Annotated in this window: 10 protein-coding genes; 7 read left to right on the forward strand and 3 right to left on the reverse strand. The window is 49.5% G+C overall.

The window, feature by feature from the left end:
* Positions 1-100: 100 nt before the first annotated feature.
* The 4 genes from JFN88_RS24595 (at position 101) to JFN88_RS14790 (ending at position 12,720) form a co-directional block, all read left to right on the forward strand.
* Positions 101-1,837, forward strand: coding sequence for a methyl-accepting chemotaxis protein (locus tag JFN88_RS24595; RefSeq protein WP_199020055.1), 1,737 nt, complete (start codon positions 101-103; stop codon positions 1,835-1,837).
* A 122-nt stretch (positions 1,838-1,959) separates the two neighbouring features.
* On the forward strand, positions 1,960-6,303 hold the full coding sequence (locus JFN88_RS14780; RefSeq protein WP_199020056.1) for an immunoglobulin-like domain-containing protein: 4,344 nt from the start codon (positions 1,960-1,962) through the stop codon (positions 6,301-6,303).
* Between the two features lie 234 nt (positions 6,304-6,537).
* Complete coding sequence (locus tag JFN88_RS14785) at positions 6,538-11,388, forward strand: S-layer homology domain-containing protein (protein ID WP_199020057.1); 4,851 nt, start codon at positions 6,538-6,540, stop codon at positions 11,386-11,388.
* Positions 11,389-11,652: 264 nt separating this feature from the next.
* Positions 11,653-12,720 (forward strand): ABC transporter substrate-binding protein, encoded by a 1,068-nt coding sequence (locus JFN88_RS14790; RefSeq protein ID WP_233167880.1) that lies wholly within the window; start codon positions 11,653-11,655, stop codon positions 12,718-12,720.
* A 349-nt stretch (positions 12,721-13,069) separates the two neighbouring features.
* Here the strand turns inward: JFN88_RS14790 and JFN88_RS14795 are convergent, their stop codons facing one another.
* Both JFN88_RS14795 and JFN88_RS14800 read right to left on the reverse strand, forming a co-directional pair.
* Positions 13,070-14,473, reverse strand: coding sequence for a sensor histidine kinase (locus JFN88_RS14795; RefSeq protein WP_199020058.1), 1,404 nt, complete (start codon positions 14,471-14,473; stop codon positions 13,070-13,072).
* Positions 14,470-15,156: a response regulator transcription factor gene (locus tag JFN88_RS14800; protein ID WP_199020059.1), complete on the reverse strand. Its 687-nt coding sequence runs from the start codon at positions 15,154-15,156 to the stop codon at positions 14,470-14,472. Before JFN88_RS14800 ends, JFN88_RS14795 begins: the two co-directional genes overlap by 4 nt.
* Positions 15,157-15,451: 295 nt before the next feature.
* Between JFN88_RS14800 and JFN88_RS25475 the strand changes: the two genes are divergently transcribed.
* Both JFN88_RS25475 and JFN88_RS25480 read left to right on the forward strand, forming a co-directional pair.
* Entirely contained in the window at positions 15,452-15,571 is a 120-nt protein-coding gene (locus JFN88_RS25475; protein ID WP_199020060.1) for an S-layer homology domain-containing protein, read from the forward strand.
* Between the two features lie 7 nt (positions 15,572-15,578).
* A complete protein-coding gene (locus JFN88_RS25480) occupies positions 15,579-15,809 on the forward strand; it encodes an S-layer homology domain-containing protein (RefSeq protein ID WP_369123012.1) in 231 nt (76 codons plus the stop codon).
* A gap of 159 nt (positions 15,810-15,968) precedes the next feature.
* Here the strand turns inward: JFN88_RS25480 and JFN88_RS14815 are convergent, their stop codons facing one another.
* Positions 15,969-18,038, reverse strand: coding sequence for an ATP-binding protein (locus JFN88_RS14815; RefSeq protein WP_199020062.1), 2,070 nt, complete (start codon positions 18,036-18,038; stop codon positions 15,969-15,971).
* 249 nt (positions 18,039-18,287) lie between these two features.
* Here JFN88_RS14815 and JFN88_RS14820 point away from each other — a divergent pair.
* Positions 18,288-20,012: InlB B-repeat-containing protein (locus JFN88_RS14820; protein ID WP_199020063.1), on the forward strand; the 1,725-nt coding region annotated here is incomplete at its 3' end.

Here is a 20,012-nt window from a genome sequence, read left to right on the forward strand (position 1 = left end):
ACGGAATAATGTATGAAATATCCGATTTTTCTAAAGATTGTTTCAGCTACGGTCATGTAAATTAAGCTCATGAAGACGAACTCGGTTAGGGGGTAGTTTTGTGAGCTTTTCTCGTATGTTCTATTCCTTGTCTACTCGGATCAAATTGGTGTCCGCATTTGTTGTCGTGCTGTTCATCATGGCTTCGGTTAGTATGGGGCAATACATCTTCTTTTCGGGGTACGTGCAGGATTATAACCTTATGCTGGACGGTATCTCGGAGGCCAATGCCGTTAACGGGCTATTGAAGTCGGATCTGGATATGGAAATCAACAAGATCGTAACCGGAAAAACCGAATTTGCGGCAGGCAAGCAATACGAAATTCTTCAGACGATGGATCAACACGTGCAGGACTTGCTGGCTCGTGAATCTGATGCCGATACGAGGCAATCCGTTCAGACGGTAACAGGCACTTTGGAATCGCTGCGAGAGAGGATCGACAAACTCGGGGAACGACTGGATTCGGGCGCGAGTACGGAACAACTGGAAGCTGATTATGAGTATATTACGATCATTACTTCCACAGTCGAGGAAGGCGTTCAGGATTTGATCCGCCAGAAGCTGATTGCTAGCGAGCGGCTTAAATCGCAAATTACAGACGGATTTAATAGGAACCTGAAGCTCATCGGGGGGCAGTTTGTCCTTGTCATCGGCTTATCGGCATGGTTTGCCTGGGTGTTCTCCGGAACGATAGCAAGGCCGCTCCGTCAGTTAAGCCGCAGTGCGGTGGAGCTCATGAACGGTAATCTGTCCGCAGAGCGTGTCGCTGTCAAACGCCGCGATGAAATCGGCCTATTGTGCGAAGCCTTTAACGGGATGTTCGATCAAATCGCTGCGATGATTGAACAGATCAGAGAGGCGAACGGTGCGGCATTGGCTTCTTCGGAGAGCATCCTGCAAAGCGTACGCGAGAATCGCCGTGTCGGCGAAGTGATCTCGGAGTCCACCTTATCGATCTGTGAATCGCTTGGCATCCAGAGCCAACGGATTGAAGCTTCATCCGGCGAGTTCGATGGATTGTTCAACTCGTTCAGGCAGATCGTCGATCATGCCCGGAACATTGATGAACATGCCGAGCGTTCGTTATCGCTCTCCAACCGGGGTACAGATACGATCAAAGAATTCTCTGAGCATTTCCACCAATTGACAGACACCGTCGGGCAAGCGGATCAGGAGACTGCGCAAATGGAAGCTTTGATCGACGAGATGGCCGGTTTGCTTCAAATGATCAGGAATATCGCCTCTCAGACGAATATTCTCTCGATCAATGCTTCGATAGAAGCCACGCATGAGACGCGTACAGGACAAACCTTTGTTGTGATTGCCGGAAGAATCAAGCAGCTTGCGAATCAAACCTCCCAGCTGGCTGCCGATGCCGATGAGAAGATGGGGACTGTTCGTCGGCAAATCGGGAATATGAACAAGATGATGCAACGCGGCATGGCACAGCTGAATGAAGGTGGGAGCAAGGCGGCGGATACACAGGAGGCGTTCGAAGCGATTCGCGATGTCAATGCTGTCGTTCGGGACAAAATCGGCTCGATAACCGTTGATTTGAAGAAGGCAGGCGAACGAATGGACAAGCTGCTTCAAATGATATCCGATGTGGAAGATCGCGCCGGCGCCATTCAACAGGACGTGAACAACATCGCCGCGATGGGAGAAGAGCAACTCGCCGCGCTGGAAGAAGTGGCGGCTTCGTCGGATGTGTTGACGGATCGCATGCACGATATGAACGGTATGGTATCACGCTACTATGGAAGCAATGGCGACCAACAAGCGCAAGATTTAGAATGAGCGGTTTATTATAAAAAAAAACGCTTTTTTCTAAATTCAATTAAAAAGCCAAATGATATACTAGGCAGAGTATTAGGGAAAGCGCTATCAATCAGTCAACAAATGAAACGGAGGAAGAGGAAGTGCTTAACAAGATGATGATGAAGAAACTGCTTGCGCTATTCATGGCGGCACTACTATTGGTTAGTGGAATAATACCTGCAGCGGCATTTGCGGATGCGAATCCTTCAGGAGATGCCCATGGGCTTCGAGGCGATTACTATATCAGCCAAGGGGACAACAAGTTCTACGAAAAAAAGAGTACGGAAGTGGACAGCAATATTGATTTTTCGAACGATCCGTTCGAACAGATAATGAATGAACGTACAGGACAAAGCGATAACGTAGCCGTGCGTTGGCAAGGAAGAATCGAAGTGCCTGCCGATGGCGATTATACCTTCTATATGATCGGCGATAATGGCTTCCGCCTATGGATTGATAATGAACTTGTTATTGATTTTTGGTTAGACAACTGGAACGAGGAACAGACTACCAAGCCTATCAAGCTTGAAGCAGGTAAGAAATACAACTTTAAAGTCGAGTATTATGAAAAAGATGGGGGACAAAACTTGTACTTGCGTTGGTCTCGCCCTGGATTGGAGAAGTCAATAGTGCCTGCTAGCGCCTTCTATCAACCAGAAATGTTCTATACGATAGCGGAATTGGACGAACTTATCTCGCAGGCTAAGGATCTTCTTGAACTGACAGGAAGCGGACCGGATCAATTTCCGCTGAACGCGGCGGCGGAGCTGAACGGATTCGTGAGCACGGCTAGCGAGACCGCCCGCAAAGAAGGCGTGTCCTCGGACGAAGTCAAGCAAGCGTATCTCGGATTGGTGCAAGCCGTCAAAAATTATAAAAGGGTGGGACCGATCAATAAACTCAAGGTTCACTATAAGCTTGATGAAACAACCGGGTGGATCGCGAGCAACAGCGTGCCAACAGACCCGCGTTATGATGGAGAGCTTAAGGATGGCGTCGAGTGGACGACAGGCGTTCATGGCGGTGCTTTGGCGTTCGGAGGCGCGGGCGGACATATTAAGATGCCCAACGGAATATTGAGCGATGTAGACGATTTCACCATCTCGTTGTGGGTGAATTTGAATGAGAAGAAGCCATGGGAAACGATCTTTACGTTTGCTGCCGGCACTCAGAAATATATGATTCTGTCGCCACATGGCACCCCTTGGGGCAACCCTGTCGGCGTAACCCTGGTTTTGAACGACGGCAGAGGAGAGCAACGGATTTCAACAGGAGCAGGGACAGTGTTTCCAAGCGGAAGCTGGCAGCATTTCGCCTTTACCCTCTCAGGCGGAGTAGGCACAATATATTTGAATGGACAGCCAATCGTAACAAAGAACGATTTCACGATTACGCCTAGAGATCTCGGCGTTACAACCGATAACTTTATCGGCAAGTCTGTCTTTCCTGATCCTTCCCTGGAAGGGAAGCTGGACGATTTCCGCATTTACACCAAAGCGCTGACAGCCGGGGAAATCGAATCAATGGTAAATGGCGTGCAAGAAAGGTTGGTTAACTTGGATAAAGAAGCGCTGGATTTGGGGGATATCTCCAAGGTTACCAGCGACCTTGTATTGCCACGCAAAGGCGCGAATGGCTCCAGCATTACCTGGACATCCAGCCAGCCGGGCATTATTGCAACTGACGGAAAGGTCGTTCTTCCCGTAGGAAACGAAGAGACCGTTACCTTGACTGCCACTCTTGAACTAAACGGCTATACGGCAGTGAGAGAATTTACAGCGAAAGTGCCGGCTTTTACAGATGAGTTGCAAGTCGAACTCGATCTTGCGGAACTGCATCTGGTGAAGATGGTCGAGAAGGATTTGATCTTGCCGACAAGCGGCAAACACAATACCCAGATCAGTTGGGTGTCCAGTGCGCCTTCCGTTGTCGGGGAGGACGGCACTGTGCATCGTCCGGCAAAAGGAAAAGGGAACAAGACGGTAACCTTGACCGCAACGGTGAAGAAAGGAAATGCTACGAAGAGTAAAACATTTAACTTGCTCGTCATGGAGGAATATGTCGCTTATGTAATGTCTCACTTTAAAGATGGCGACCAAGGAGAAAACTTCTATTTGAGCTACAGCTTCGATGGCTTGCATTGGGTTGAGCTTAACAACGGTCAGATCGTCCTGCGAGCGACGCAGGGGACGAAACGGATTCGCGACCCTTACTTGTACCGCAAGCAGGATGGAAAGTTTATCCTGGCATCCACGCAAGGCTGGAGCACAGACAGTTTGTATGTGTGGGACACGGACGATTTGGCAAACTATAAAAACGAACGATTGCTCAAGGTAAACAATATCGAAGTAGCTTGGGCTCCAGAAATTGCGTATGACCCTGTTCAAGACAACTATGTCCTCTACTGGTCTCACGGAACGATATACAGCAACACGACGAAAGATTTCCTTACGGTCTCAGGCAAGAGCAGCTTTTTCAATCCAGGCTATTCGGTCATTGATGCGAGCATTGTGGAGTGGGAAGGCACTTACTATATGTTCTATAAGGATGAGCGGGGAGACAATAGCGACAACACGCCGTACAAAGCCCTTAATGTAGCCACTTCAAAAACATTGCAGCCAGGCAGCTTTGAGGTAGCGAGCGATGATTATATTACGGATCATCTGGTGGAAGGGCCATTCGTTATCAAATCCTTTACAGAGAACAAATGGTATATGTACTATGATTACTTTATGCGCGGCGGCATTTTTGGCGTATCCTATACCAATGATCTGGCGAGCAATAATTGGACGAAAATGGTGGACACCGAATTCAAATTGCCGAACAAAGTGCGCCATGCTTCTGCTAGCGGAGTAACGCAGGCTGAAATAGACAATCTTCTTGAGAAGATGGGGCCATCCAGCAGAACCATCATTCGAGCAGGCAGCAAACAAACCGTTACAGTGGCAACAGGCGTCGAATTCGATCAAGCAAATCTGCCGGCGACCGCCGAGGTTATGCTCAATGACGGCTATCTCGCGCAAGTGCCCGTAACATGGGAAAAAGGTAGTTATAGACCTGAAGAGGGAACCTATACATTAACTGGTACGATTGCTGGCAGCGACAAAATACGGAACCCAAGCAACATTAAGTCCGAGCTTACGGTTAACGTTGTTACTCCAGTTAAAGTGAACCAGATTATTGTAAAATCAACGGATGGAGCGACGGAAATCAAAGCGAAGCGCGGCTCGCTGCAGCTTCTGGCTGAGGTTCTTCCTGATAACGCTACGAACAAAAATGTGGTATGGACCGTAGAGAACGGAACTGGAAAGGCGAATATCAGCGAAACGGGTCTGTTGACTGCAGAAGCCGATGGAATGGTAGTCGTTCGGGCAACGGCAACGGACGAGTCCGGTATAGTAGGGAGCTTGTCCGTTACAATTAAGGGCCAGTCATCAGCTTACTACCCTAGCAATGGTTCTGGCGCTGTTTCAAGTGATCCGGTTGAATCAACGGACGGCGAACTGACATTGCCGTCAGGAAGAGCAGGCAAATTAAGCCTATCGGACGTTGTTACAATTTCAATTCCAGCCAATGCGAATGACGAGTCGCTTACATTGTCAATCAATAAGTGGCAGGGAACGAAGGATCTTCCGGATAATGCCAATCTAGTTAGCTCAATTTATGAGATCAAGAACAGTTCTTCGAAGAAGTTTGACAAACCAGTCACTTTGACCATGGTTTACGATCAAGCAGGATTGAAGAGTGATCAGAAAGTAGCAATTTTCTCTTATGATGAAGCAAAGAAAGAATGGGTAGAAGTTGCAGGCGGTAAGGTCGATGGAAACCGTATTACAGTGGAGTTGGATGAATTGTCCGGTCTATATGCGGTAATGGCGCTAAATACGAATGATTCCCCGGCAACGACAGTCGAATTTGTCGATACGGCGAAGCATTGGGCGTCAGAGAGTATATCTAAAGCGATAAGCAAGGGTATTATTAAAGGATATGCGGATGGAACATTCAAGCCTGAGAAGAATGTGACGCGCGCGGAATTTATAACCATGCTTGTGAATGCGCTGAAGCTTCCGCAAGCAGCAAAAGATACAAAGTTCAAAGATACCGAGAATGAATGGTCAGAACAAGCGATTGCTCAAGCTGTTCAAGCAGGAATCGTAAATGGCTATAAAGACGGTACTTTCCGCCCGAATGCGGAAATCGGACGAGCGGAGATGGCGGTAATGATGGCTAATGCGCTGGGTCTTCATTTCGAATCTCAGGGTCAAACTAGTTTCGCAGATGATAAGTTCATTCCGCTCTGGGCTAAAGATGCCGTAGCTGGTTTGAAAGAAGATGGTATTATACAAGGCAAGGGATCGAATCAGTTCGATCCGACAAGTCGCACAACCAGAGCAGAAGCAGTAGTCATTATCGTGAGAATGCTTGCTAATAAGGGCGAGGAATAACACACTAACATGAGGGGCTGTCTCAAAAGGTCATCAATAAGACCTTAGAGATAGCCCTGTTTTTTTGGGCTCAAAATCAAAATCAGCGCTTGACGAAATAATCGAAGCCCTCTCTTGGATGAGAGGTTTTTTTGTGTTTGTGGAATCTTTTAAGATTTCATTAAGAGTGTTATGCGCTTGCGATTGATATTATTGGTTGATAGATAGACGACATATGAGAAGGAAGTGCAAAATATGAAGAGATTAACAAGACATAAGGCGGCGATTGCATCTTGGTCCAAGGCAAGTATCGCGATCGCAACCCGGCGATGGTTGACGGTAGTATTGTCGATCGTCATGGTGCTGAACATGGTGCCGGTTACGGCGGCGGCAGATGAGCCGTCTTTCGGTGCAGGCGAAGAAGGGGCCGCTTTGGAAACATTTACGGATTCGATAATCGTTACGGCATTCGACGAACTGCCCGATGAGCTGCGCTGGCAGAACACCATGACACCGGAGCTTCCCGCGACTATTTCCGGCATCGTAGAGGAGGAATCGGCTCAAATCCCGGTGATATGGGAGGCAGACCATAGCTTCAATGCAGATTTCCCGGCGCGAGGGCTGTATGTATTCACGGCTGTTCCCGATGAGGGGTACGCGATCGCGCCGGGCGTGGAGGCGCCTCGTATCACCGTTTATATTCCGCAAAGCGCGGACAGTATGCTGATGCGCATGGAGGGCAACGGCACGGACACAAGTCCGCTGGGAATCTTCACAGCGGCACAGCTTGCCGAGATTGCCGCCCTTGTTAATACAGGCAAGTTGGAATCTGTTATACTGGGCAATGCCAGCGCCAAAGTATATCTTCAACTAGCGAATGATATTGACCTATCCGTTTACAACTCTAACGGGGGCTGGACGCCCATTGGAACAAATACCAAGCCGTTCAAGGGGATTTTTGATGGCGGCGGCAATAAAATAACCGGTTTGGTCATCAATCGCCCCGGCAGTGATAATCAGGGCTTGTTCGGAGTCATCGACTTCGGCGGAGCCGTGCAAAATCTCGGCTTGGCGAATGTGAAGGTTGCTGGCAAACGCTATGTTGGCGGCGTGGCGGGGGATGTTGTCGGAACCGTACAAAATTGCTATGTTACGGGCAGCGTTAGCGGTGTCAACACAATCGGCGGTGTGGCGGGGTATATTGACGAAACCAATAATGGGAATGGAACTGTTCAGAACTGTTACGCTTCCGTCAGCGTAAGAGGGACAGGAAACTATATAGGCGGCATCGCCGGGTATGTTGATGGAACGGTAAAAAACAGTTCCACCTTCGGCAGTATTAGTGGAAACAGCGATATCGGCGGTGTGGCAGGGCATGTTACCGGCTACGGCACGTTGCAAAACTGCTATGCTGCCGGCAACGTCAGCGGTATCTTTAGTGTTGGGGGCATAGCGGGATCAATATATGGAACGCTGCAAAACTGTGCTGCGTTAAATCCTGTAATCAGCGGCAGTATGGATGTCGGGCGTGTGACGGGAGATTCCAGAGGCGATCTTTCCGACAATGTGGCCTTTAGCGGAATACCAGGTACATGGAGTGATGACTTTGCAGACGGGTTCGACGGAGAAAGCAGAACTGCCGAGGAAATCAGCGCCGCAGGCTTTTTTGAAGCGTTGTTTGGAAATGATGCTGTCTGGACCTACGCAATCGGCAAGCTGCCCGGTCTATTCGGCGCGGCGGTAGATCTGCCCGATCATATTGTGGACAAAAACGGCGCAGAGTTTCTGGGTAGCGGAACGGAGCAAGCCCCCTACCAAATCCGCACGGCGTCAGAGCTTGCCACACTTGCCGAACTGGTGAACGCTGGCACTGCTCCGTATGCAAATGTTGCGAAGTACTATGAGCTTATGCGAGACATTGACCTTTCCGGCTACGTTGACAACGGCGGGTGGGAGCCTATTGGAACAGATGACAATCCGTTCAGGGGCAGGTTTAACGGCGGCGGCAAAGTGATTTCCAATATGCATATCAATCGATCAGGCATCAGCTATCAAGGATTGTTTGGAAATATCAACTCCGGTACCGTGCACAATCTCGGTGTAGCGAATGTGAATATCAAAGGTGGCAACTTCATCGGCGGCATAGCTGGGAATATGGAGAACAGCACTGTGCAGAATTCCTTTGTTACTGGCATTGTGAGTGGGATCTTCAGTATTGGCGGCGTGGCCGGCAATGCCATTAACAGCATTATTCAAAGCTGTTACAGCAGCGTCAGCGTCAGCGGCACAGGCGATATCGGCGGCGTAGCGGGAAAGATCACCGATGGCATTGTACAAAACTGTTACAGCGCCGCTAACGTCAGCGGGGAAGGCAACGAAGTCGGGGGCATGGTGGGGTCGATCATTGACGAAGGCAAGGTACAGCACGTTTACGCGGTAGGCAATATCAGCGGCGGTGCCTATGTCGGAGGCGTGGCAGGAAGCATTTCATCTCAGGGCATGTTGAAAAACAGCGTCGCGCTGAACGCTTCGGTCAGCGGAACTTCCAATATCGGGCGTGTGGCAGGATATAAAATGCCTGGTGCTGTTCTCGCCGGCAACTTGGCGTTCAGCGCGATGCCTGGCGTTTGGAATGACCTGGACGCTGACAGATTGAACGGTGCAGATGTATTCCTCACGCAGATATATGCCGCTGCTTTTTGGACGACAGCGGGCAATTGGGACACTTCCGGTTGGGATTCGAATGTCTGGATGATCGAGGACGGCAAGCTGCCCATTCTGAAAAACGTCGGAGGCACTCAGAGCGGTGATGGTGGACCATACCTCACCATGCGGGATATTGCCCACGCTGCCGTTCAGGTGACGGGAAGCTATACCTACACCGGAAGTCCTGTTCGGCCGACAATTACTGTAGCTTTTGATGGTAAAACGTTGGCGGCGGGCGTGGATTACACCGTATCTGACAAGCGCAACACGGAAGCTGGAAATAGCGCCGTCTTGACCGTCCAGGGCATAGGCAATTTCACGGGAACTCAGGATGTTGTTTTCATCATTCAGAAAGCTGCGGGCCCCGCCGCACCGGCGGTCAATGGAAGCTCTGTCGTAGATAACAGCACTGATACTTACACCTATACGGTGGACGCCATTATTGGCGCGGAGTACCGGATGGATGGCGGCGAATGGCAGGACAGCAATGTGTTTGCGGGTATTGCGCCGACAAGCAGTCACACTTTTTTCGCCCGGATCAAGGAGACAGCTAACGTTGAAGCGGGCGCGGCAGGCGAAACCGGTACAGTAGTCTTTGACAATCTCAATCAAAGCGCGCCGCAGGCATTTTCGCTTATCTATGCAAGCGTAGACGATGAGAGCTATACCGTAACGATACCGGCGACGGCAGGCGCGGAATACAGCTTTGACGGCATTGCATGGAGCAGCAACAACAGTATTGAGGATGTTACACCCGGCGCAACTATCACCGGATACAAGCGCGTGGCAGCCAGAGCGGGCTATAACGCCAGTCCGGCCACAAGCGATAGCGTAACCCTGCCGCTGCTGCAAGTAAAATCACCGACAGCTTCACCTGCTGGCGGCATGTTCATCGGCAGTCAAATCGTAACCTTGTCCAGCGCAACAGCCGGTGCAGACATTTACTATACGACTGACGGCACAGCACCGACAACTGGAAGCACGCCCTATACAGCACCGTTCACCTTGAGGGCCACTGCAACGATCAAAGCGATTGCGGTCAAATCAGGGATGGCGGACAGCGATGTGTTGTCGATGACATTCACGAAACAGAGTACTGGCGGCGGTGGTAGTAGTGGCGGTGGTAGTGATGAAGGGAATCCAAAACCGGATATGGACGAGAAGGATGGAGCGGATCGGCTGTTGCCAGACAAACCGACCATTGATCTTAATGGCACGCCGCTTGATCCAGCTGGCATTGACCTGACCAAGCCGTCTGTTACGCTTGAGGCGGGGCTGCAGAACGGAACAGCCTATGTCGGCATACCGGCGAGCATTTTAGCGAGCTTCGCGGCTAAAAATGCCAGCTTCTACATCGAAATCAAGACGCCATATGGTAGCTATCGAATACCGGTTAACCTGGCGTCGCTTATACCTGAATGGAAGGAACTGCTGGCGAAGCACAATCTCCAAGTCGGGGATATTAGCTTTAAGATCACATTAACCGACAAGTCCGGGAATAAGGCGCTTCAAGCGGTTTTGGAAAAAGGACTGCCGAATGGAAAAGTGCTGGGAGCAATGGTCGATTATCATCTGGAGATTGTGAAAACGAAGACAGGTCAATCACTCGGAAAAGTAGATACGTTCAGCAAGGCGATTACTAGAATCATTCCGCTGCTGAAGCCTATGTCGGCTATGCCGACGCAGTGGGGGGCGTTCAGCTATAACGAAGTAGCAGGGAAATGGGGTTTTGTCCCTGCCAGAGCTGTAAAGATGGGTGGTGGGGATGGCAAAGACGGCGTATGGGTTGTCGTGATCAACTCCTACTCCAACAGCACTTACATGGTGGCGGACAATGCCACAAGCTTCGTCGATGTGCAGAAGCATTGGGCCAAATCTTCCATTGAACTGGTGGCAGCCAAAGGGCTTGTTTCAGGGGTTGGCAACGACCGGTATCACCCTGACAAGGCAGTGACGAGAGCGGAGTTTGCCGCTATGCTCGTCCGTGCGTTGGGACGAGGGGCATCCGCTAGTGATGCAGCATCCTATGGGGATGTTGGAGCCGACGCATGGTACGCCGGTGAGGTAGCGACGGCGAAGGCCATGGGGTTGCTGGATTTCGCAGGAGGCGCCAGTTTCAATCCGAATCAAGCGTTGACCCGCGAGGAAATGGGAAGCATGCTGGCTGCGGCGATCCGGCTTGAGCAGCCGAAGGCAGCCAGTGAAGCAGCCAATCTGGACCGCTACAACGATATCGGAAGTGTGGATGCTTCTTACCTGGAAAGCATTCGCTTGTTGGTGAAGCTTCAGATTATGGTGGGTACGAGCGAAGACGCTTTTAGTCCCAAGAGCGTTACAACACGCGCGCAAGCGTCGATCGTATTTATCCGCATGCTGCGGCAGCTTGGGATGATCGACTAACGACATATTGTAGAGATGAGAGGGTTGCCCTAAAAGCTGTGAACGATCGGCTTTCGGGGCAACCCTCTTTATATGGTTTGGATTAGTATATTCTATAGCTGAGATAACAGCAGCCATCGTACTGCAGCGTCTCTGGCCAGCGTACATGATAAGAGTGAAGCAAAGATCTTAAATCGAGCACAATTTTTTATTTACAGGAGCAGGCAATTGATTTATCATATATATGGTAATGATTTTCAATATCAAATAGGTGGAGGGTAAACATTGCATTATAAAGAGAAAGCAAAACGTAGTAAGGCCCGCGGGATTGCGGGAGTAGTCGTTTTATTGCTGCTGGCGGTTATGCTCGCTGCATGCGGCAAGGTAGCAAAGGAAGAACAGGGAGCAGCATCAACTCCATCGGCAGTTACCAATGCCAATGGCCAGCAGGAAGAAGCAGCGAAGGGCAGCAATGTTGCACCAGCAAAGCCTCAAACGCAGACGGTGGAACATGGCTTCGGTAAGAGCGAAGTGCCGCTTCATCCGCAGCGGATCGCAGTTATCGGCCATGAAGATATTTTGCTGTCGCTCGGCGCGCCAATTGTCTACGCATTTGGCTTTAAGGGCTATTATTTGGAAAATGAGCTCAAGCAGGCAGGAGCAGAACTGTCTGGAAGCGCGGATGTTTCGTTCAATTTGGAAGCAATCCTGGCGTCTCAGCCTGACCTGATCGTCCTGCAGCAATACTTTACAGACGAAAAGGGATATGAAGAGCTTAGCAAGATTGCCCCGACAATTGCCTATAAGCCGGATGACTGGAAGACGAATATTAAAACGATCGGCAAAGTGCTCGGGTTAGAAGAAAAAGCAGCGTCCGTTATTGCCGATTATGAGGATAAGCTCCAGAAAGCGAAAGAAACGATTATCAAGGCAGTCGGCTCTGACGCTACTGTTGCCTACATTCGTCCGTCCAATAAAGATTTGCAAGTGTTTTTCCCAAGCTTTGCGCCGCTTATATATGATGAGCTCGGTCTGAAAGCGGATGCGAGTATCGCTGAGTTGCAGAAAGGAAGCCAGGATGACTGGGGCGTCAATACGTCGCTCGAAAAGTTGCCATCGATTACAGCGGACTATGTATTTGCCATTTATGGCGGTTCGATAGATTCGGCAGAGGATTTCCAGAAGTACACCGAAGAAGCTAGTGAGGTAGAAAAGCTGAATGTGTGGAAATCGATTCCAGCAGTAGGAAAAAACCATGTCTTCAAAGTTTCTGCCCGGCACTGGATGTCCTCGGGTCCGACTGCAAATGGCAAAGTAATTGATGATGTTGTAGCGGCCTTAACCGGGAAATAGCAAGCGCTAGGCTCCATGAAAGGATACCTGTTTTTGCTATGTGAGCGCATGGCAGGATCGTATGGTAATGCATGGTGGAACTTCGAACAGATTTCGTCTGCATCAGAGAATATAAACTGGTCCCCACAGACTGGACACTTAGGAAAAAAAGTGTTTAGGCTGAACAAGAAATTCCTTCCCGAAAGGGGCCGCCTAGCGAAGATGCTGCCCGACGCGGTTTGGCAAAAGACGGAGAGTTGGTGGAGCATTTGCTCCCAATTCTGGAGGCGGCCGGTCCTTTTACGGTTTTGTGTGCGATGGGCAGTGACATCTTAGCTAGGAACCACAGTGGGGCCAATACTATTCTATTTTAACGAGGCAGCTTGATTCGAAACACCGTTTCCACGTTCGGCGTACTATTCATCTCCACGTTGCCTTGGTGGGCATAGGCGATGTCCTTGACAATAGCCAGGCCAATCCCTAACCCTTCTCCCTTTCTTCCGCTGTCCACGCGGTAAAAGCGTTCGAAGACGTGCGCCTGATGCTCGGTAGGAATCCCTTTCCCTCTATCCTTCACGGTTAAATTCACGGACTGATCGTCCGCTGTCAACTGGATGCCAAGATATCGTCCATCCCTGCCGTACCGGATCGCATTGTCGAGAAGATTACGTAAGGCTCTCTCCATAAGGGGAGCGTCGATAAGGAGATGAATATCCTCATCAGGCATTTCGACGTCCAACTCCACGTGATCGCCATCGAGCACCATGATGTATTCCACCGCGATTTTGCGAACGATCTCCGATAAATTGTGATTCGCCAGGCGCAGGGTCAGATCATCCGCATCCGAGCGAGAGATGTCCAGCATTTGGTCGAGCAGCTTGTCCATGTATCTGCAACGTTGAAGAATGATTTTGGCTCTGCTCTGGAGCTCTTGCTGATCTTTATAATTTCCGGTGCGTATCATTTCGGCGCAGCCGAGCATCGTCGTCAGAGGCGTCCGCAGATCATGTGACAGATTGGATAGCAGGAGCTTGCGCTTACTCTCGAACTGTTGAATTTCCGCGAATTGAGCTCGGATTCGATGCGCCATGGAATTATAGTGCTGCGTCAGCTGGCCAAGCTCGTCCTTGGAGGTGTCGGTCAGTTCTTCAAGGGGTGAATCGCTTTGGATAGTCAGTTGATTCAGCGCATGGTTGAGTTTGCGAATTCTTTTATTCAAGGATGTGAACAACCATAAGGCCAACAGAAAGGGAATCGAAAACGACAAGATAAGCGGCAATACCAGTGTGAGCAACGATTTGAGCTCGCGAATGAGAAAATAAGCCTCGCCTTGCTTCATCGCGGAGGCCGGAATGCTCATAAGCAAGAAGTACGACTGTCCGTTCTTGGTGGCAGGCGTGAGGATATGAACCTCCTCTTCGGTTAAGTAACTTCTGGGTATATTCTGCATCAGCATCGCCAAGTCATGGAAGTTAAATGTCGGATTAAGCCCTGCTGTATCATAAAGGGATTGTCCCTGATCGTTCAGCAACACCCAACGAATGGCAGGATGTTCTGCGTGCGCGCTGTCGAAGGTTTGTTTTACCGTATCCACCCCGAATTCAGGCTGCTCCTCCATAGAATTGACAATGGATTGCGCAAGCGGATTTAACTCGAATAGTGCGTAGCCTTTATTCGCTACCTTTCCAATCCAGACTGTCGTATAACCGAATAGTACCATACTCATTGCGGCGCTAAGCACAAGTGATATCCACAGCTTGGTACGCAATTTCATAGGCCGGCTCCAGTCAACCGGTAACCAACGCCGCGTACGGTTTGAATTTCCCAAGACGATTGAGTCCGTTCCAACTGTTTACGCAGCCGGCTCATATATACGCTTAAGTTGTTATCGTCATACCGCTCATGCTGCCAGACTTGTTGATAGATTTCGAGCTTCGTCATCACGCGGTCGGGGTTCTGCATCAGGAGTTGCATGAGATCGCACTCTACCATCGTTAAGGAAATCTTCTCGTTATAGATGAGAAGCGTGTAGTTATCGATATCCAGAATCATATTGCTCAAACGAATGACCAAAGAAGGGGGACTGGATTTAGGATGCCGTCTGCGCAGAACCGCTTGAATGCGAGCCATTAATTCCATGGGACTAAAAGGCTTTGTCATATAGTCGTCTGCCCCGAGTCCAAGCGTGGCGATCTTATCTTGTTCTGCTCTTCTTGCGCTGACCACAATAGCCAATACGTCTAATCTGCGCTTGTTCAAGTAACGCAGTACTTCGAATCCGTCGCGATCATCCATCATGAGGTCCAGAATGAGGACATCCACTTGCTCGGCTTCGAGCCGTTCGATCGCTTGTTGTCCGGATTCGGCTTCGAGCGTATGCATGCCGGATTGTTCGATATGGATACGGATCACTTCGCGAATTTGTGGATCATCGTCAACTATGAGAATTCGTTCCATTCTATTGTCGTCACCACCAAAATATAGATTAACTCGATCATAGCATGATTCATCCGAAATATGATTTTTTTCAAGGCGATGATGTTCAATCCTTAAGGTTTCTTTAAGATTAGAACGATCCCGTTCCGTGCCTAGGCCGCCTTGAAAGGATACCTGTTTTTTGTTGTTTGGGCGCATAGTGGGATCGTATGGCGATGCACGGTGAATTAAGCCAGGTATTACCGACCGGATGGAGCTATTAATGACCCTTGTTTTGGTAAAATAAATTGAGTGTTGCGATTAAGTTCATGAGGACTTGAATGATATTTCCGGACATTGGGCCGAGGCAAGCATCAAGCAATCCTTAAGCGGTGGAATCGTTACTGGCTATGCGGATGGCAGTTTCCGTCCGGACGCGCCTATTACTTCTTGCTGAGATGGCTATGGTGGTTGCAAACGCTTTGAATTTGTCTTTAGAAGCAAATGCGAATGATTCGACCGGTTTCCAGGACGATAAGGACATTCCCGCATGGGCCAGAGGAGCAGTCGCCGCCATTAAGAGGATGGGCTATATGAAAGGCAAAGGATCAAATCATTTCGATCCTAGTGCCAGGACGAAAAGGGCAGAGGCCGTGACCGTTCTTCTAAAATTGTTGACACAAAGGAGCAATTAGGGCCTGTTGAAAGCTCAAAAAAATGCGAAAAACGTAGCGCTTGCGTATAATCTCCCGAGTTAAGCATGAGACCCGATTTTCGTATAAATGACAATATCATTGAACAACAGAAGACGCCGGGTTTACTCCCGCGCGTCTTTTTTGCTTATACTTTCGTTCCTACAAACCCTTCCTCATCAGCACTTTCTTGAGGCTTCCAATTGCAGCGTTTCGGGCCCGGTAATATGTTGCGCGGCTAATGTGAAGCCGGTCAGCCGCGATTTCCGCAGACAGCAGCGGCGCTTCGGATATCATTTGCAGAATGGCTTGATTTCTCATGGTAATAGGAAAAGGAGGCTGCTCCGAAAAAACGCTTTGCAAGATTTGGTTCAACTCGGGTCCGCTGCATGATAGTCTATGTGCCACGTCTGTCCGTTCCAAGGCAGCCGGATCGCCAATTCGCGTCAGCAGGTCGACGATCTCTTTCTCAGAAAGTTCGTGATCGGAAGACTTGTCCGTATTCCCGCGGCCTAAAGGTGTTTTAACCAATTTCAACAAGTGATCGCCGAAATCTAGACCGCGAAAGTCATTTTCGTAAATGGTAGCGCCAAATAGGGGGTGTTTCTTTGTCCTTGTCGGAAACGGCCGTGACTGCAAGCTCAGATTTCGAAGCAGTTCTTTAATCTGTTCATGAGCGGTCACAATGACGATACAAAGACCCGCAGAATTCGAAGCAATCATGTCCAGCACGACCGTACCGACGAAGGAGCCTACCATTTCGTAATATGAAGTGTCGTTAATGCGGGATGAAACACCCGATATTAACTGGTAAAAGGTATCTGCCTCCTCAATAGACAAACTCCGCATTTGATGGATCTCTTTTGGAAAAACGAGATCCAGGATATTCGGCATAAAGCGTTCCAACAACGAGATTGTTTCCTTATAAAGGAGCACACCCGAAGTAAAGGCTTGCGGAATCCCGTCTTTGGAGCGGATGACTTGAATGCAATCCGGGAATTGTTCCGACAACGCGTCCAGAAGGGCGTGGGCGGTTGCTGCAGAGACGGTGTATTCCGACTCTTCCGCTATGATCTGATGGAGGTGTGGCAAATCGCTCTTTTGGTAGGGCTGCATTTGCAGCACATCCGGGTTGATAGCAAAGATGAAGTTGGAATTCAGGCGAAAGACGTCGCGGCAAACCGAAAGCATGACGGACGCAATCCGTTTTTTTTCCTGGCCGACGGCTTCCTTGAAATTTTTCGCCAACTCAATCATGATTTTCAATCTCAGCGCTTGGAAACGTTCCGGATCGCGCTGTAAAAAGTCCTCGATTAAAAACGTTCGCGCAACGTCGTGCAGCGCCAAGCCCCCGGCGGTGGGACGCACAAAGGAAATTTGAATCAACTTTTGCAGATCCATCCCGGTCAGTGGGGTGGTGAGAAAACGTCCCAACCACTGCGAATTCGCATACGGCAAAACGCAGAGCAAATCCAGTACCTCTTTCAAATTGGACGAGATTGCTTCCCGCAGCATTTCCGCACTGACCCGCATGGAAACCGGCAAAGCGAAAGCGGCGGTATCCGTTGCCAGCAATCTCAAATGCTCCACAAAAAGCGCCATGGCGAGCGGCAGCCCCTGCGAATCGCTGATGAGCCGCTCAGTCTCCGTCCCCACTCCTCTTTGATGAAAATAATGCTGCGCCTCGCTCCGCGTGAGAGGGCCGAGACGGATATGCCTGATCCTGCTCTGCCAGGCCAAGTCATTCTGCCAATGGAACGACAAGTCTTGTCTCGAAGCGAGCATGACAAGCAGTCCCGTCGAGGAAAGCCCTGGGAGGAATACTTCCTTCAGCCAGCCTTCGATTCGATGAATGTTTTCGTAATTATCGATACACAGCAGCACTTTCTGACGGGTCATCTCCGCAACGATATCCTGAAACGTTCTGTTCGGTGAAGCGTAAGCAAGCGGTTTATGAATGAGAAAGGAATGAAGCGATTCTATAAATCCGGCCGGCGTGTCCGTACATACCCGTCCGTCCAGCCAAATGTAGAATATCCCTTCCATTTGCGCCATATTGAGAAATTGAAGCATGAGCGCGGATTTTCCAATGCCGCCCATGCCGGAGAGAAACAGCACCTCGGTCGGGGCATCCTCACGGGTTACCCAGTTTCGCATGAAGCTGAGCTCTTCTTCTCTCCCTACGAACAATCGAGCTCGCTCAACGGATAGCGCTTCACTGAGATACTTCATACGTTTTCCCTCTTTTCCAAACTGGTCAATAAAACATATAGATATTCGACATAATTCGTCTAAAATCCTCTTAATCGACAGCGATTTTGGACAACTTTTGAGAAAAAATTGCGACATAAGTGAGACCAAATTGCTAGAGTAATCTTTTAGAATTAGTCATATGACAAAGGGGTTTATAGATGAGGAAGCGGATAAAATATGGGAGGACTTTGCATGTCAAGAAATGTTTTACGGAGATCGGCATTTTGTTTGACGTTATTATTACTGTTTACCACTTTTTTCAGCGGCTTTACAGCTTTCGTGCAACCCAATGTTGCGCACGCCGCTTCGGATTTTCAAGCGGGGACAGGCACCGAAGGCGATCCCTACCAGATTGCTACTGCAGAACAACTAAACTCCGTCAGGAATTATTTATCTGAGGGACTTTATTTCAAGCTGATCGCAGATATTGATCTGAGCGGGTACCAGGAGGGTTTCGGCTGGGTGCCGATAGGTGTTAATAATACTAATTTTTTTCAAGGAAATATGGACGGCAACGGCTATAAAATTACCAACTTGAAGGTGTATAAACCTTCCTATTATGTAGGCTTATTCGGTCATATTGGAAACAAAGCCACCCTTTCAAATATGAGACTGGAAAACATAGCTCTAACGGGTGGAACCATGTATAGTGGTGGCTTGGTTGGTGCCAATAAGGGAACAATCACCAACAGCTCCGCTTCAGGAAGTGTAAGCGGCAAGGATGATATAGGTGGCTTGGTTGGTGTCAATACCGGAACAATTACTAACAGTTCCGCCGCAGTAAGTGTGACTAGTACAACTTATAATGTAGGCGGTCTGGTTGGTACTAATGAAGGAACAATCAACACCAGCTATGCTACAGGAAGTGCGAATGGTGGGAGTGCGGTTTCTTCTTTAGGCGGCTTAGTTGGTTTAAATAAAGGAACAATCGGCAACAGCTATGCTGCGGCAAGCGTGAGCGGCGGATCTTCTGGAGGCGGCTTGGTTGGTGGAAATTACGGATCAATCAGCAACAGTTACGCTATCGGAATAGTGAAAACCTCTATTGGTAAAGGCGGCTTGGTTGGCGACAAGTATAGTACAAGTAACATTAGCAATAGCTTCTACAACAAAAATACAACAGGACAATCGGATACAGGAAAAGGCGTTGGTAAAACGACTGCAGAGATGCAGACTCAAAGCACTTACACGGGTTGGGACTTTACGACCACGTGGGGGATCCATGCGTCTCGCAATAACCAATATCCTTATTTGCAGGCCATACAAAAATTTGTCGCTTATGATGGCAACGGAGCAACATCCGGCAGCGTACCGACAGACAACGTCTCGTATTCGCCGGGGAGTAAGGTTTCGGTTTCCCACAACACGGGCAATCTGACGAAGCCGGGTTACACGTTCGCAGAATGGAATACACAAGCAGATGGTCAAGGAACCGGCTATGCGGTTAATTCTACCTTTGCAATAGGGACGGACCATGTGACGCTATATGCGAAGTGGACGGCGGTAATCGGGGCGACGTACACGGTAACCTTCGATTCGCAGGGAGGCAGCTTGGTTTCGAGCTTGACGGGCGTAACTTCGGGAGCGACGATAAGCGCCCCGACAGCCCCGACGAAAGCAGGTTATACCTTCGGCGGCTGGTATAAGGAAGCTGGTACCACAACTGCGTGGAACTTTAGCACCGACACGGTGACGGCAGATACGACGCTGTATGCGAAGTGGACAGCAATTCCGACGTACACGGTAACGTATAACAGCAACGGAGCTGCTTCCGGCAGCGTGCCGAGCGACAGCAATAGGTACGAGCAAGGAGCAATAGTCACCGTACAGAGTAACACAGGCAATCTGACGAAGCCGGGTTACACGTTCGCAGGATGGAATACACAAGCAGATGGTCAAGGAACGAGCTACGCGTCAAATGCAACCTTTGCAATGGGAACGTCGAATGTGACG

Origin of the sequence: Paenibacillus roseus (assembly GCF_016424485.1) — a bacterium.
GTDB lineage: Bacteria > Bacillota > Bacilli > Paenibacillales > Paenibacillaceae > Paenibacillus_D > Paenibacillus_D roseus.